The following is a 15,103-nucleotide window of genomic DNA, read 5'->3' on the forward strand; positions in this document are numbered from 1 at the left end:
CCCGGGGAAATGCAGTGGATGGTGGTCCGGGCGGGGACCGGAGGGCCGGACTCGGTCCCCGCCCGGAGTGGTGGGTCAGCTTCTTGCGGTTGCGGCGCAGGCGGCACCGCCGACGCCTGGGAGGAGGACGCCGAGGCCTCCCAAGGCCGCGGCGTTCCTCTCCCTGGAACCCTTTACTTGATGGTCGGGCCGCTGTTGACGGACTTGGTGTGGGGCAGCGCCAGGTACGGGAAGGAGGTGCCGAACGGCACCTCGTTGGCGTCGACCCGGTCGCCGTCGGCCAGGGCCGGAACGAGCTGGCCGGTCTGGGCGGCACCTTCGACGGCCTGGAGGGAGATGTCGATGACGTCGTCGGTCAGGCGCCGGCCGTTGGGGAAGCCCGCGAAGTCACCGGCGAGAACGCCGTAGCGGTTGGGGTTGGCGGTGGGCGGCACGGCCATGTTCAGGCGCAGCTCCTCCGCCGGCACGATGTCCCGGAGCTTCGCGTCCTTGTTCAGGCGGTGGGCGTTGAGGTCGGCCTGGATCGGGCCGCACGCCTTGCAGATACCCGTCAGGTAGATCTCGAACAGATCCCGTCGAGGGGCCGGCGGGGCCGGGATGCCGTACACCTGCTGGATCAGCTTCGGCAGGATCGGGTCGAGAACCTTGTCCACGACCGGCTGGACAGTGCGATCCTGGTCCGGGTTGAGGGTGTTGAAGGCGTCCTTGTACTTCAGCGGGACGACGACCTCGTTCACGAGCGGGTTGCCGAGGCGGGAGACCTGCTTCCACTTGTCGGCGTGCTTATCCCGGGAGTCCGAGACCTGTACGCCCTGGCGGTCCGTCGTCGACCAGACGCCGATGACCGGGTTGCGGCCGGGGTTCCCCTTCAGGGCCAGGTCCTTCTTGGGGATCTGCAGGGCAACGGAGTTGACGTTGTAGCCGGCGAGGGTGTCCTGGCCACGCTCGGACAGGTCGCCGCCGTAGAGCAGGTCGAAGACCCGCAGATCGGCGAAGAACGGGTCCTCGGCCTGCCCGGCGAACGTCTTGCCGCCGCCGGGAACATTGCGGATCGCCTCGTTGCGCAGGGCCGCGTAGTTCGGCATGGACGCCGGACCGACGCGGGACGGGGCGGCGGGCACGCCTGTGAGCAGGACCTTGCTCTTGTTGCCGTGGGAGACCACGAGGTCGTAGACCTGGCGGAAGTTGAGGTCCGGGTCGTTCAGCGAGGTGACCGGGCCGGTGTTGTAGAGGAACTGGTTCGCGTCGTCGCGGTAGCTGTTGCGGAAGCGCCAGGTGTAGGTGATGTCGGAGACGCCGTCACCCGTGTTGTCGATCTTGATGTTGTAGCGGAGGTCGTCGCCGAACGCGTAGAAGTTCGGTCCGCCGTTGGGCTCCTCGAACGGGATCCAGTTCGCCAGGAGGGTGACCGAGTCGGGGCGGTCCAGGCTGGTGTAGGCGTACACGTCGGTGTTGTCCGCCCGCGGATCGCCCGCGATCAGCGGTGCCTCACGGTGGCTCGACGCGGAGCTGACACCCGGAGCCAGGGTGAAGGCGGCCAGGCCCGTCGCGAGCGCACCGGCGCCCAGGACCAGAAGGGACTGGCGGAGCACACGGCGCGAACGGGGCCGTGCGGAGATGGACTTCAAGGATGTTCCTCTCGACTGCGAACCCCGGCCCACCGCACACACCGGCACGGCCGGACAGGGACATTCAGATGGGGTGACCACTCGGCCGGACGAGCGCGCCCGTGAAACATCAACAGCAGCCCCAAGGCCCGCCGACCCATGGGCAGCGCCATTGCGCTCAGACCGCGCAGACGAAAGGAAAGCATGTGCGGCCGGTTATCCGTGACCATAACTATGGGAACCCCTGGACACTGTCGCGCCGCAGTTGAGGCAAACGCCCTGGCCACAGCCGCCTTGAGGGAAAGTGAGAGTCGAATTAATTTGTTGCAACACGCGATGCGGATACTAGGCCGATCGAGGGCCTAACTGTTATTGCGGGCAATGTGCAATAACAGGTGAATCTGGAGGGAGGCTGAGACAGGCGGCCCCCCCCCCAGGTGGTGACCCATTCGTCGCCCGCACTTGACCCGAAGGCGCCCTACCTGCCCGATGGACACGGCGCCCCGTGTGAGGTGAGTGCGCCGGGCACGGGAGACTAACCCGAGGAGCGATGGAATTTATCTTGTAGCACAAGGATTGGCGCCACAGAATCGTTTCTTCAATAATGTAAAACCAGCCACCTGAAGCGATTCTTTTCACCCTGATGGCGCGGCCTGAATTTCTTTTGCTGTCCGTTCGGAATCTATTGCCTCTTGTGCTCCTTGGTCTTTGGACGTCCGCTCGGGTGGTCAGTGGTGAGACGCACGGGGTCGGGTCGCGGACTGCCAGCCGTGTTGAGCGCTGTGCCGGATGCGGGTGGTGACTCCCCGTCGTGTCACCACCCCGAGGGTTCCGCTCCGGCCGGACATCAGCAGGGCGGATGGCGGCGGGGAGGTCCGTCTGGACCGGAGGGGAACGGGCGGGCCGGTTCGCCCCAACGGCCCGGGCCGGGGAGGGGCGAACCGGCGGTCACGACCTTCAGCTGTTGACGCAGGTATTGCCGAAGGCGGGGTTGAGCAGGCCGATCACGCTGACGCTGTTGCCGCACGCGTTGATCGGGATGTGGATCGGGATCTGGATCAGGTTCCCCGACAGCACGCCCGGGGAACCGATGGCCGCGCCGGAGGCTTCGGCGTCGGCGGACGCCGCGGACGCGCCGCCGACGATGGCCATACCCACGGCGAGCGCGAGGACTGCACTCTTGAGAAGACGGGACATGGGGCTCTCCTTAATGAACCAGCGACGCTCGCGCGCCTACAGCCCCAGAGCGGGCCCGCATGATGCCTTCGGCAGGAAGCTGTGGGCGGATGGGCCTTCGTTGGCCGCTTACCTCGAAGGTGTTGTCCCGCCTCCTGCATCCGGCCGAACGCTTCAGCTCCGCAAGGTCGCCCGCCGAAGCCCTCCGCCGGCAGTTCCTCGTCGAGCCGGATGACCAAGGCCGCGTACGCCCCGCCCCTCTCCCGTGGTAGCCGCATGGCATCTCCCGGGCGTGCCGGCGACGGGCCGCGAGAAGCCGCAAGGGGCGTGCCGCGTGTCACGGGTCCGGTGACGGGCGCGGGCGCGGGATGTTCTCCCGGACGCTCATGCCTGATGAACCCGATACGCGGAGAGATGGTCTGGATGGATGCGAACGGCGAAAGTGACCGGCCCGATGGCCGGCTTGAGGGTCTGTCTGCCCCAGCGAGACCGACAGGACCGGCGGAGCCCCCGCGCGCACCCGTCGCCGAGCGGGTGAGGGGTGCGGTCGAGCGGGTGAGGGCGGCGGGCCCGCCGCCCGGACCGTCCCGTCCGGACTTCTGGCGCAGTCCCCTCCGGGGGCCCTGGCTGACGGGCGTGTTCGGTCTGGTGCTCCTGGCCGGAGTCGTGGTGTTGTTCGTGACGGGCCTGTTGTCCTACGCGGCGTACAACCCGGATCTGGCGGCGCGCAACGACCAGACGCCGGACAAGGGCTGGCTCGGCTTCTACCTGTTCACCTGGCCGACTTCGCCGTACTGGCTGTACCGGCTGACGCAGGGCGCGCACACCGTCCTCGGCGTGGCCCTGGTCCCCGTCCTCCTCGCCAAGCTGTGGTCGGTGATTCCGAAGCTCTTCGAGTGGCCGCCGCTCCGTTCGGCCGCTCATGCCCTGGAGCGCCTCTCGCTCCTGCTGCTGGTGGGCGGGGCCGGGTTCACGTTCGCCACCGGGATCTTGAACATCCAGCTGGACTACGTCTTTCCGGGGTCCTTCTACGTCCTGCACTTCTACGGTGCCTGGGTGTTCATGGCCGCCTTCGTCGTCCATGTCGCGTTCCGGCTGCCGCGTGCCGTCCGCGCGGTCCGGGCCGGCCGGGACTTCCAGCCCGCACCCGACTCGCCGGAGGCGGCCGGACTGGTCTCCCCCCGGCCGGCGGCCCCGACGATCTCGCGGCGTGGAGCGGTCGCGATGGTGGGCGCCGGTTCGCTGGCCCTGCTGGTGGTGACGGCCGGTCAGAGCGTGGGCGGCTGGTGGCGCAAGACAGCCCTGCTGGCCCCCCACGGGCGCGATCCGGGTACGGGCCCGAACGGGTTCCAGATCAACAAGACCGCCGCGTCCAGCGGGATCCGGCCCAGCGACATCGGTCCCGCCTGGCGCCTCACGGTCCGTGGCGGGGGCCGCCAGAAGGTGCTGACCCGGGAGATGCTGCTGGCGATGGAGCAGCGGGAGGCGGCGCTCCCCATCGCCTGCGTGGAAGGCTGGTCCACGCCCGACCAGCAGTGGTCCGGGGTGCGCCTCACCGATCTGGCCGCCCTCGTCGGGCTCGGCACAAACACCCCGCAGGTGCTGGTGGAATCGGCCCAGCGCGGCGGGTCGTTCTCCTCGGTCGTACTGGCCGCCAACCAGGCCCGTGACGGTCGCTCGCTCCTCGCGATGCGCGTGAACGGGGCCGCCCTGTCGCCGGACCACGGCTACCCGGCCCGCGTGATCATCCCGGCGGCCCCAGGCGTCCACAACACCAAATGGGTCACCCGCCTCACCTTCGGAGAACCCGCATGAGCCACCTCACCAGAGCGGGAGAGGCTTTGCGCCGGCGTTACGGGGCCTCGCCCCTCCACCTCCTGCTCACCCTGGCCTGCTTCGCCCTCGCCCTCTACGCCGGCATCCGCCTCCTGAAGGGCGACACCACGGGCGTGGCGATCTGGTTCGTCGGCGCGGCCCTCCTCCACGACCTGGTCCTGCTCCCCGCCTACTCGCTCACCGACCGCGCCGCCCAGTTCCTCTGCCGGGGCCGGGCGGCCGAGGGCGAGGGGGTGCCGCGGCCGGGCGTCAATTACCTCCGCGTCCCCGCCTTCGTCTCGGGGGTGCTGTTCCTCGTCTGGTGGCCGCTGATCCTGCGGAAGGGCGGCCGCTACACCGCCTACACGGCCTTGTCCGCCGACGGCTTCCTCGCCCGCTGGCTCCTCATCACCGCCGCCCTGTTCGCGGCCTCCGCGGTCACCCTGATCGTGCGGACTTGGCTGCGCCTGCGGCCGGAACGCACCAGGCACCGGGCTCAGGCGCAGGCCCGCAGGACAGCGAAGTGACGTTCGCCCAAAAGGCTCGTCCACTGCTCGACGGGCGCCCACCCCGACAGGCGGCCGTGGTCGACCAGGGCTCCGGATCCGACGGTGGCCCACGGGAAGACCGGGCCGACGGAGTGGTGGCCGATGTGGATCCGCACCCGGCGTCGCTCATCCACCTCGCGGGGTGATGTTTCTACGATCAGCAGCCCTCCCGGGCGGACCAGGTCGTGGACGCGTCGCAGGAGGCGCCGGGGGTCGCCTCCGATGCCGATGTTCCCGTCGATCAGCAGGGCGGTGCCCCAGGTTCCCTCGCCGGTCACAGGGCCGAAGACGGAGCCGCTGCGCGCGTGGCCGCCTCGGCACACCGTGGCAATCACGGCTGCCGGGGACACGTCGATGCCCAGGACGGCATGACCGCGGCGGGCCAGTGCTTCGACCAGGCGCCCCGCTCCGCAGCCGACGTCCAGGACCCGTCCCGCACATCGCTCCAGGACGGCCCGGTCCGCCGTGTCCGCCCGGCCCGACCACCGGTCGACGTCCAGCGGGAAGGACCAGCCCTCGCCGTCGCACAGGGTGACGTCCGCGGATCGGCAGTGGAGCGCCTCGGCGTAGGGGCCGCTGCTCCAGGCTTCGGAGCGGTCGGCGAGTCGCCGTTCGGAGGTGGTGCTCACACGGGCTCCCTGCGAGGTTGTGGGCCGGCGGGTTCGCCCGTGTCCGGTCCGGCGGTCCCGAAGGACGGGGACTCGACCGACCGTAGGCCGACCGGTCCCGGTCCGCCTGCCGGCCGACGTCATACGGGCGAGCGCGGGCGGCGATCGTGGGCCTGTCCTGCGCCGTCCGGGTGACCGCGGCGCCGCTTGGGGGGTGCCCCGACCTCTCAGGTGCGGGGGTGGCGGGAGCGCCAGTACGGGTTGTCGTGGGGCAGGGATCCGCTGACCCGTCCGTACATGCCGAAGGTCATCAGGAACAGGCCGGTGACGAAGCTGAAGAGCACGTTCTGGATGTGGAATGCGAACAGGTTGAAGCGGGTGTCCAGGACGGCGAGGCTGGCGAAGCCGGCCGCGAGGAAGGCGACGCCCACGACGATGTTGATGGTCGAGGCCGTGTTGCCGCCGATGACGGCACCCGCGAGCAGAAGGCCTCCCACGAGGACGGAGGCCGCGCTCAGCGCTCCGTTGCTGCCCAGCCCCATCACCATGCTTCCGCTGGTGCTGAAGAACCCGATCCGGTCGATCAGCCCGAGGACGCCGAACACGACGAGAAGGGCACCCATCAGGCCGGCGCCGCCGCGGTAGACGCGGCCCAGCCGGTGGTCGAGGGGGAGGTGGTCATCGAGTACGACGCCGCGCCCGCGCCGGGTCTGGTTCTGCGTGACTGTGGCCATGGGGATCAGTCCTCCTTCGTGCTCCCCGAGTGTCAGGCCCTCCTGCCCACCGGAGTGGGGTCAGGCTCCGGGGCCGTGGACGGCGGACTCTCCCTCGGAGAGGGCCTGTTCGGGATGGGGGCGGGTGGTGGAGCCGCCGTTGCCGTAGCCGCCCATCTGGTGGGGGCTCAGCCCGCCCGCGGGAAAGCCCCTCGCCTCGCGGTCTTCGGGCTGCTCGCGCACCTCGTGGACGGCCCCGCCGGCCGGGAGGTGCGGCTGGCTGTCGGGTGTGGGAGGAGGGGGTTCGTGTGCCCGGACCCTCCCGCCGAGGACGAACGCGGCGATCAGCACGGCGACGATGAGGAGTCCGACAATCCCGAACCACCCGATGTTCGTCAGGGTCATGTCCACTGCCAGGTTGTGCACGCTGGTGTCCATGCCATCCATGGTGAAGGCCCAGCCTCGAAATAGGGTGAAAATATGTCATACGGAAGTCTTACGGCAGGGGGTGTGCTGTTGGGGGCCCTGCGGCCGGGCGCTGCACTGCGGTGACAGGACCAGGTGATGGCCAGCACGAGCCCCGCAGAGGCCCCGCACGCGATGGAGGCAGGTGTCGCCCCGGATCGAGCGTCGGTCCCAGGATGTAGACAGCCGCGCCGGCCAGAGGGATGCCGAGCCATTCCCAGCGCGCCCGTCCAAAGCGATGAGCGCGATCAGAAGGAGGGCGTACCAGGAGCGGCCGGGGTGTGAGAAGGACGAAGGCCCGGCTGACGCGGCCAGGGCACGCGTGCTCCAGACCGCATGCCCGAGTGCTCGGGTCGAGTGAAGTCATCTCCGCTACGCGCGACGTCGGTTGTTCCACGCGTCGGATGCATTCCCAATCTCGTCCCCGCTGGTGTCTGTCTCGGTACGGGGGCTTGGTGCGCTCTCCCCGCTCAGAGACCGGCGACGTGACGGCAAGCCCCGGAGCGAGGGGCGGTGAGCCGCAGCCGTCCTTCCCGGGACGACCAGGCTCTACCAGCACACACGGTCCGGCACCGGCTGGCCATCTCCCACACGGTGTCCTAAATGTCGGCCACCCGGATGCAGCAGAAGGCCCACGCTCTGCGGGCCGCCCTTGCGCCCCGAACCCACTGTCGTATACGGCGGAATCACCACGCCGGATCAGTGGGCAGACCCTCCATATTCCGCGTGCTGCGGGTGGAAGGCGTACTCCCGGTCGTCGTCGGAGGACGGAGGGGGAAACACAATCCGGCGCGACTCCGCTCGTGCTTGCGCCATGAGCTGTTCGAACTCTTCGTCGGTCATTGGTCTCGCCTCCCGAGCTCTCACCAATGATTCGCGGCAGGAAGGCGGTCGGATTGGCCCTCCTGCACCTGGGCGGGGTCCGTGATGCTGCGCGTTAGCGCCTCTCCCACGCCGGTAGCCCGCCCCTTCCGTCGCAGGAACCTCCCGGTTACCGATCATCCCCCCTGCGGCTGGGCACCGCGTCAACATGCAGGGGGCAGCAGCGCTGATCAGGCCCTCGGGAGCTTGGTTGAGGCGCTGGTACGAGAACCCGGTGCAGGCGTTGTTCTGGGCGGCTTGTGGCCTCGGTGGCGAGCGAAGCGGCACCAGGGGGCGTGGTGACGTGCAAAGTGGCCGTCGTCGCCGGCTGCGCCGTTGGGGTGATCTCTCCCGCCCAGGGCCGTCCGCGAGCGTGCCGCCTCCGAAGTAACCGCGGGCCTGCCACCACCCTGGTCGGGCCATCAGTCACGCGAAAGGTGAACATGCGTACTCGTAGCACTGTCATCGCTCTCTCCGCCGTCCTCGCGGCGGCCTGCGCGACCCCTGCGCTTGCCTCTGCGTCCGACATCGACACCCCGGCGCAGACCCTCCCGGCCATGGACCACAGGGGCCTGACCGCGATCGGGCTGACCTCCGACCAGCGGCTGGTGGAGTTCGACGTCGACAAGCCGTCCAAGACCAGCGTGGTGGGCAAGGCGTCCGGTCTGCGGGGTGACACCAAGCTCGTCGGCATCGACTTCCGGGTGCAGAACGAGAAGCTCTACGGGGTCGGCGACCGCGGCGGCATCTACACGCTGAACACCACCAACGCCAAGGCCGTGAAGGTCTCCCAGCTCACCGTGGCCCTGTCGGGCACGCGGTTCGGCGTTGACTTCAACCCGGCCGCCAACCGGCTGCGCGTCATCTCCGACACCGGCCAGAACCTGCGCCACAACATCGACGACGCCGCGGCCACCCTGGGCACCACCCTCGACGGCACGCTGACCAACCCCACCACCCCGCCGTCGACCGCCATGGGCGTCACCGGCGCCGCCTACACCAACAACGACCTGAACGCGGCGACCGCGACGACCCTTTTCGACCTCGACACGATGGCCGACCGGATCTCCCTGCAGTCCCCCGCCAACACCGGCACCCTCGCCCCCACCGGAAACCTCGGCATCAACGCCGTACCGGACGCCGGCTTCGACATCTACTACAACAGCAAGACCGGCACGAACAAGGGCTTCGCCGCCCTCAGCACGGGCAGCTCCTACAGGCTGTACGAGATCAACATCCTCACCGGCAAGGCCACCGACCAAGGCGCCTTCCCGAACCGGCAGCAGGTCACCGACATCGCTCTGCCCCTGAACCAGGAGCGCTAGCCCGTCACGGGCCTCTGGCGCGGCTGCCCTGGGGGCGGCCCTGCCACCGCTGTGCGGGCCCACAGCACAAGGTGGTTTCTGGCGGACTGGAATCAGTCGTGCAAGTCCCATACGGCTGTTGGGTTGCTGCCGTTCAGGGCGGAGCGCTACGGCAGCGACCTGCCCAGTTCCTGAGGCAGGGCGAAACTGACCCGCGACGGCGTGAACCTCCTCTGGCGTGCTCGGCGGCATCACCGTGCGCGCCTGGCGGCCCGGCACCGCGGGCTTCGCCTGGGCCCGAGACGGACCCCGGGGCACGCGGTACGCCTCGGGCAGGACGGCCAAGGCGCCCGGGGCACGGGGTCCGCTGCGGACGGACAAGCCCGTGGGCCGGCCCCCTTGAAAAGGGGGCCGGCCCACAAAGTCACATCCCAGCCGTCACATCGGGGTGTTACTTCGGCATCAGGACGGTGTCGACGATGTAGACGTTGGCGTTAGCGGTCTTGACGTTGCCGCAGACCACGCTGGAGGTGTCATTGACCTTGTAGGACTCGCCCGAGCCGGTGGTGGTGAGCTTGGTCTTCTCCAAGGTGTCGAAGGAGCCCGATTCCAGCTGCTTCGGGGTCAGCTTCTCGCCGACGACGTGGTAGGTGAGGATCTTGGTGAGGGTGGCCTTGTCGGCGAGGACCTTGTCGAGGTCGGCCTTCGGGATCTTCGCGAAGGCGTCGTTGGTCGGCGCGAACACGGTGATGTTCTGGGCGTTGTTGAGGGTGTCGACCAGACCGGCCTGCTTGACCGCGGCGACCAGCGTGGACAGGGCCGGGTTGTTGGAGGCGGCGGTCGCGACCGGGTCCTTGGCCATGCCGTCGAAGGAGCCTGCGCCGTCGGCGGGAACCCCGGCACAGGCCGGACCGAACGGCTTGTCCCCGGCCATCGACGCGTCCGGCGTCGCGGGCTGCGAGGCGGCGGGAGCTTCGCTGCTCTTGTCCGCAGAAGAACCGGACGCGGAGCCACTGCCGGAGTCGGAGCAGGCCGACAGAGCGAAAGGCAGAACGGCTGCGGCGGCCACAGCGATGGCGGTACGACGGAAACGAAGCGTGCTGGACATGTGGAAACTCCTGTTGATTTTCGAAGGGTTGAGCAGGGAGGAAAGGTCTGGGATGCCGACTGTTTCTCGGCCGGTCTGGGTGCGGGTCAACCGGCGGTGACGAAGACGCTGTGCCAGCCACTGGCGCCGTCGGGGATGGTCCGGGTGCGCTGTTCGGTCTGTACCTCGCCGGTGCCGTCGGTGGCGCGGACGGTGAGGTTGTGCCCGCCGGGAGTGGTCTTCCAGGGGTAGGACCACTGGCGCCAGGTGTCGACGGTGGCCTGCGGAGCCAGGTCGGCGTCCTGCCAGGGACCGTCGTCGATCCGCACTTCGACGCGCCGGATACCGCGGTGCTGGGCCCACGCCACGCCGGCGACCGTGACGGTCCCGGCGGCGGGCCGGGCGAAGGGCTTGGGGGTGTCAATGCGCGCCTGCGTCTTGATCGGGGCCTTGCGGGCCCACTTGCGTTTGACCCAGTACGCGTCGTAGGAGTCGAAGGTCGTGAGCTCGATGTCCTCGATCCACTTGCAGGCGGACACGTACCCGTACAGGCCGGGGACCAGCATCCGGACGGGGAAGCCGTGCTCGAACGGCAGCGGTTCGCCGTTCATCCCGACCGCCAGGATCGCGTCACGGCCGTCCATGACGTCCTCGACCGGTGAGCCCAGTGTCATGCCGTCCACCGAGCGGGCGACCAGCTGATCGGCCTTGCCTCCCCGGGACGGCGGCTTGACGCCGCACTCGCGCAGCAGGTCCGCCAGGCGCACACCGAGCCAGCGGGCGTGTCCGATGTAGGGGCCGCCGACCTCGTTGGAGACACAGGTCAAGGTGATGTCCCGCTCGATGAGCGGACGCTCCAGCAGCTCCTGGAAGGTGTAGGTGCGGGGGCGGGTGACGCCCTTGCCTCGGATGCGCAGCCGCCAGGTGTCCGCGTCGACCTTGGGGACGACCAGAGCGGTGTCCACGCGGTAGAAGTCCTTGTTGGGGGTGGTGAAAGCGCTGATGCCCTCCGCTTTCAGCTGCACTCCCTTTGGGAGGGGCTGGGCCGGGGAGGCGGGTGCAGGCAGTTCGACGGCGGTCCGGGAGGCGACGGCGCCCTGGCCGCGCCGGCCTGTCAGGGTCCGGCCCAGGGCACCTGCGCCCGTTGCGGCGAGGCCCGTGACCGATGCGGCGACCAGGAAGCCTCGCCGTGACCAGCCGTCCGTGCCCGATTCGGCGGAGGTGGGGCCGGAGGTCAGCTTTCCCGCCAGGAAGTACAGGATCGCCGCGCCTGCCAAAGCGCCGGCCACCGAAGGCAGGGCGTCCGCCACTCCCCCGCTATCTGGCCGGGTAAGGGAGGCCGCTGCGCCGATCACGCCGAAGAGGAGCACGCCCGCTGCTCCGGCACGTCGGTAGCGCAGGGAGACGATGCCGAGAACAATGCCGAGCAGACCCAGGGTGGCGAGGATGCCGAGCTGCAGGACGAGCTTGTCGTTCTCGCCGAAGGTACGGATCGCGAAGTCCTTGACCGCGGCCGGTGTCCGGTCGATCGCCGCGCCGCCCACTACGGTCACCGGTCCGGCCTGCGGCCGCACCAGCGACGCCACCAGCTCCGCCACCGCCAGGGCGGCGTACCCGGCCAGGAGACCGGACACGGCGCCCAGTGCACCGCGGGCCAAGGACTTGCGGAAGTTGCTCACACTGCCCATTCGCTCAGCTCCGCCCGGCGGATTGGTCCTTCTTCCTGCGAGGTCATTCCTCCCGCCCGGGGCAGGCGGTGCTGCGGGTGGCGGTGCCGACCGCCGCCCGCAGCAGATCCCCTCAGCAGCGCTCACCCCTCAGGGAGCGGGAGTACCTCTGGCGCTCCTGGGCGCGTCGAGCGGGATCGTCCGGCCCCTGCCTCCCCGTTGGCGACAGCGGGCCGGCGAATGTTGGCCGCTCAGGCGTTGATGCAGGTGTTGCCGAAGGCGGGGTTCAGCAGCCCGATGACGCTGATCGAGTTGCCGCAGGCGTTGACCGGGATGTGGATCGGGATCTGGATCAGGTTGCCCGAGCCGACACCCGGCGCGTAGGCGGCGACACCCTGCGCGCCGGCGTCCGCGGAAGCCGCCGATCCAGCGCCGAGCACGGCGGCCGCGACGGTGAGGGCCAGCGCAGCGCTCTTGAGAACACGGGACATGACTGTCTCCAAGGATTCACGGAAACGGGGGCCGGGGCCCGGCTCGGGCCCTGGCTTAGGCCCTGTTGCCAGGCCTCAGTGATCGCTTCGGTGGTGCGGGCGGGGCGGCTGGCCGGTGGCAGCCGGTTTCGCTCGATCGGATGACTACCGGTGTGCGGCGTTGCCTTGCGCGGAGCAATCCGTGCAGGCGCCCGCTACGAAGAACATGCAAGACCAGCGCAATGAACAGGCCGGCCCCGGCATGGACCAGGGCCGGTCCTTCTCTCGGCGAAAGAGCGGTCGATGGCATCACAGTGCAAGGTCTGGGCGGCGCTCCACGGCGCCGGTCCGCGGCAGCGCACGCGGCGATACGCAACGGGGTGCCGATGACACAGCCGCTGCAGTTCGGGAACGCGGGGGCGGGCGGGACGCGGCTGGAGGAGGTGATGGAGCGAGTGAGTCATGGAGACAAGGACGCCTTCACCGTCCTCTACGACGCGGTCTCCGCCACCGTGTTCGGTATCGCCGTCAAAGTCGTCCGGGACCGGGCCCAGTCGGAGGAAGTGGCGCAGGAGGTGATGATCGACCTGTGGCGTCAGGCCGCCCGGTTCCGCCCGGAACAGGGATCTGTCATGACGTGGGTGGCGACGATCGCCCACCGCCGGGCGGTGGACCGGGTCCGCTCCGCCCAGGCCGCCGCCAACCGCGAGCACGCCACAGCTGTTCGCGACCAGGTACGGCCCTTCGACGAAGTCGCCGAACAGGTCGAGACCAGGCTGGAGAGCGAGCAGGTACGCCGCTGCCTGCGAGGCCTGACCGAGCTGCAGCGCCAGGCCGTGACCCTGGCCTACTACCGGGGCCTGACCTACCGCGAGGTCGCAGAAACACTGCGGTCCCCGCTTCCGACCATCAAAACCCGAATGCGCGACGGGCTCATCCGGCTGCGCGACTGCATGGGGGTGACCACATGAAACACGACGAACTTCTGCACACCCTCACCGGCGCGTACGCCCTGGACGCACTCACCGGCGAAGACCACCGCGCCTTCACCACACACTTGCGGCACTGCGAAGCCTGCGCCCAGGAAGTCGGCGAGTTCGCAGCAACCGCCGCACGGCTGGCCGTAGCGGCCAGTCGGCCCGCGCCCGCCGCGATGAGGCAAACAGTCCTGCGCCACATCGACACCGTCCGTCAGATGCCGCCGCGTACCCATCCCCTTGCCCCGGTCCGGCTCGCCACCCTCCTGACGCGTAAGGCCGGCCCCTTCGTCATCGCCGCGAGCATCGCCTCCGTAGCGGCCTTCGGCGGACTCGCCGCCTGGCAACACCAGCAGACCGAACAAGCCCGAACCCAAGTTCAGCAGGCCACCCGGCAGGCCCAGGACGTGGCCGCCGTTCTGGCAGCCCCCGACGCCCAGACCGTGCACGGCCGCACCACCACCGGAGCTGCCACCACGGTGATCACCTCGGCATCGCGCGATCAGGCCGCCTTCATCAGCAGCGGCCTGGCAACCCCTCCAGCCGGCCACACGTATCAGCTTTGGTTCGACGACCACGGCACCATGCGCCCCGCAGGACTCCTCCCCCACGACGGCGCCACCGTCATGCAAGGAGATCGGGCGGGCGCCCGCGCCATCGGCCTCACCCTCGAACCCGCCGGCGGCTCCCCCCAGCCCACCACCACCGCCCTGCTCCTCCTTGCCCTCCCCACCTGACCCACCGCCCAATCCGGCACCACGACCTCCCGAGCTCCGCCCCATCCGTCCCAGCTCGCTGGCGACCCGGCTGAGGACCGTGATGGCGGCCCGCGCCCGCAGCGGCATCGCGACCTGGCAGCACTAAACGGACTAGGGCAGGCCGCAGCACCGCACCGCCTCGCAGCCTGTGGGTCAGGGAGTGAGTGTGACCGGGTGGATCAGGGCAGTCAGGAGTCACTACTGATTCCCCGGTTGTGAGCCAGACCCTCAGTGGCCCGGCCCGTTTCGAGAGGACACCCATGCCCGACCAGCCAGAGACAAACGACCAGCGACGCGGTGTGCGCCGCCCGGGATCAGCGGAACCGCTCCTGGACATGGAGCTGCAGATGCTGGTCAGCCTCGTGGAGGAAGACCAAGAGGACCGCTCCCACTTCGGTGTCTCCCTGAACATCCCCGGCGGCGTGATCTACGGCCACGTAATCAGCCGCCACGCGTACGTCCAGGTATGGGAATCCGAACTGAGGGAACTACCCGGGGCCGGTGCCACGTCACTGGCCCGGCTACCGAAGCTGATCGACGAAGTCCTCCACGAAGAGCGGGCCGCCGCCGCCAGTCCTGGTGCCGGCGCCGGTGGCGGAGCCGATCCGCTGCCACGCTGGATCCACCTGCAGGACGCCCGCTTCCTGACCGGATCGTCGAACCAGACGATGCACTACGCCCTGTGGCGCGGACGCCTCGCCGACGTCGTCGGCTGGTCACTGTCGATCCCTTCCTGACACCCGAGCTGCCGGGACCGGAGGGCGCCAGTGGGGGCGGTGTTCGTCAGCAATCTACCAACGGGCCTGGCGAGTGCCGCCGGGATGCGCGGCGCCCGACGCAGCCGCCGGTACGTGTTCCCCCTGTGGGGAGGCATCGCCATGACCAGGGAGGCATGCTTTGAACTGGTCAGCCCGATTCGTAGCACGTAAATCTGGCCGGCCCCCACCAGGGAACTCCACACCTGGCGACACACCGACACCTACGGCGCCAGCATGCGCTGAGCACCCCCTCGCGCCGGACCGAGAGCTCATCCGGCGGCCTAGACGC

The 15,103-nt window shown here is 69.5% G+C and carries 14 protein-coding genes; 6 read left to right on the top strand and 8 right to left on the bottom strand.

The window, feature by feature from the left end:
* Window positions 1-173: 173 nt before the first annotated feature.
* A complete protein-coding gene (locus OG730_RS00145; protein ID WP_327302135.1) occupies window positions 174-1,628 on the bottom strand; it encodes a DUF4331 domain-containing protein in 1,455 nt (484 codons plus the stop codon).
* Between the two features lie 936 nt (window positions 1,629-2,564).
* Window positions 2,565-2,804: a chaplin gene (locus tag OG730_RS00150; protein WP_327302136.1), complete on the bottom strand. Its 240-nt coding sequence runs from the start codon at window positions 2,802-2,804 to the stop codon at window positions 2,565-2,567.
* 615 nt (window positions 2,805-3,419) lie between these two features.
* On the opposite strand from OG730_RS00150, the gene OG730_RS00155 reads away from it, so the two are divergent.
* Window positions 3,420-4,598, top strand: a complete 1,179-nt coding sequence (locus OG730_RS00155; RefSeq protein WP_442814790.1) for a molybdopterin-dependent oxidoreductase — start codon at window positions 3,420-3,422, stop codon at window positions 4,596-4,598.
* Window positions 4,595-5,125 (top strand): hypothetical protein, encoded by a 531-nt coding sequence (locus OG730_RS00160; protein ID WP_327302138.1) that lies wholly within the window; start codon window positions 4,595-4,597, stop codon window positions 5,123-5,125. The genes OG730_RS00155 and OG730_RS00160 overlap by 4 nt, the downstream gene beginning before the upstream one ends.
* Here the strand turns inward: OG730_RS00160 and OG730_RS00165 are convergent.
* The 3 genes from OG730_RS00165 to OG730_RS00175 all read right to left on the bottom strand — a co-directional run bounded on the left by OG730_RS00165 (window position 5,095) and on the right by OG730_RS00175 (window position 6,905).
* Window positions 5,095-5,775 (bottom strand): class I SAM-dependent methyltransferase, encoded by a 681-nt coding sequence (locus OG730_RS00165; protein ID WP_327302139.1) that lies wholly within the window; start codon window positions 5,773-5,775, stop codon window positions 5,095-5,097. The genes OG730_RS00160 and OG730_RS00165 overlap by 31 nt on opposite strands.
* Window positions 5,776-5,981: 206 nt before the next feature.
* The gene (locus tag OG730_RS00170; RefSeq protein ID WP_327302140.1) at window positions 5,982-6,488 is read right to left on the bottom strand and encodes a DUF4383 domain-containing protein; all 507 of its coding nucleotides are present in this window, start codon (window positions 6,486-6,488) and stop codon (window positions 5,982-5,984) included.
* A gap of 60 nt (window positions 6,489-6,548) precedes the next feature.
* Window positions 6,549-6,905, bottom strand: coding sequence for a DUF6479 family protein (locus tag OG730_RS00175; RefSeq protein ID WP_327302141.1), 357 nt, complete (start codon window positions 6,903-6,905; stop codon window positions 6,549-6,551).
* 1,331 nt (window positions 6,906-8,236) lie between these two features.
* Between OG730_RS00175 and OG730_RS00180 the strand changes: the two genes are divergently transcribed.
* Window positions 8,237-9,118 (top strand): DUF4394 domain-containing protein, encoded by an 882-nt coding sequence (locus tag OG730_RS00180; protein WP_327302142.1) that lies wholly within the window; start codon window positions 8,237-8,239, stop codon window positions 9,116-9,118.
* Window positions 9,119-9,548: 430 nt separating this feature from the next.
* Here OG730_RS00180 and OG730_RS00185 read toward each other — a convergent pair whose 3' ends face one another.
* From OG730_RS00185 to OG730_RS00195, 3 genes are all read right to left on the bottom strand, one after another.
* Window positions 9,549-10,205 carry a fasciclin domain-containing protein gene (locus OG730_RS00185; RefSeq protein ID WP_327302143.1) on the bottom strand — a complete coding sequence of 219 codons (657 nt, stop codon included), beginning with the start codon at window positions 10,203-10,205 and terminating at the stop codon, window positions 9,549-9,551.
* An 86-nt stretch (window positions 10,206-10,291) separates the two neighbouring features.
* Window positions 10,292-11,872 carry a molybdopterin-dependent oxidoreductase gene (locus OG730_RS00190; RefSeq protein ID WP_327302144.1) on the bottom strand — a complete coding sequence of 527 codons (1,581 nt, stop codon included), beginning with the start codon at window positions 11,870-11,872 and terminating at the stop codon, window positions 10,292-10,294.
* Window positions 11,873-12,102: 230 nt separating this feature from the next.
* Window positions 12,103-12,342 (bottom strand): chaplin, encoded by a 240-nt coding sequence (locus tag OG730_RS00195; RefSeq protein WP_327302145.1) that lies wholly within the window; start codon window positions 12,340-12,342, stop codon window positions 12,103-12,105.
* 365 nt (window positions 12,343-12,707) lie between these two features.
* Here OG730_RS00195 and sigK point away from each other — a divergent pair, with 365 nt between their 5' ends.
* The 3 genes from sigK (at window position 12,708) to OG730_RS00210 (ending at window position 14,793) form a co-directional block, all read left to right on the top strand.
* Entirely contained in the window at window positions 12,708-13,292 is a 585-nt protein-coding gene (gene sigK / locus OG730_RS00200) for an ECF RNA polymerase sigma factor SigK (RefSeq protein WP_327302146.1), read from the top strand.
* Window positions 13,289-14,035 carry an anti-sigma factor gene (locus OG730_RS00205; RefSeq protein ID WP_327302147.1) on the top strand — a complete coding sequence of 249 codons (747 nt, stop codon included), beginning with the start codon at window positions 13,289-13,291 and terminating at the stop codon, window positions 14,033-14,035. Before sigK ends, OG730_RS00205 begins: the two co-directional genes overlap by 4 nt.
* Before the next feature lie 356 nt (window positions 14,036-14,391).
* Window positions 14,392-14,793, top strand: a complete 402-nt coding sequence (locus tag OG730_RS00210; RefSeq protein ID WP_327302148.1) for a GvpU-like protein — start codon at window positions 14,392-14,394, stop codon at window positions 14,791-14,793.
* Window positions 14,794-15,103: the final 310 nt, after the last annotated feature.

It is taken from the genome of Streptomyces sp. NBC_01298 (assembly GCF_035978755.1).
Classification (GTDB): domain Bacteria; phylum Actinomycetota; class Actinomycetes; order Streptomycetales; family Streptomycetaceae; genus Streptomyces.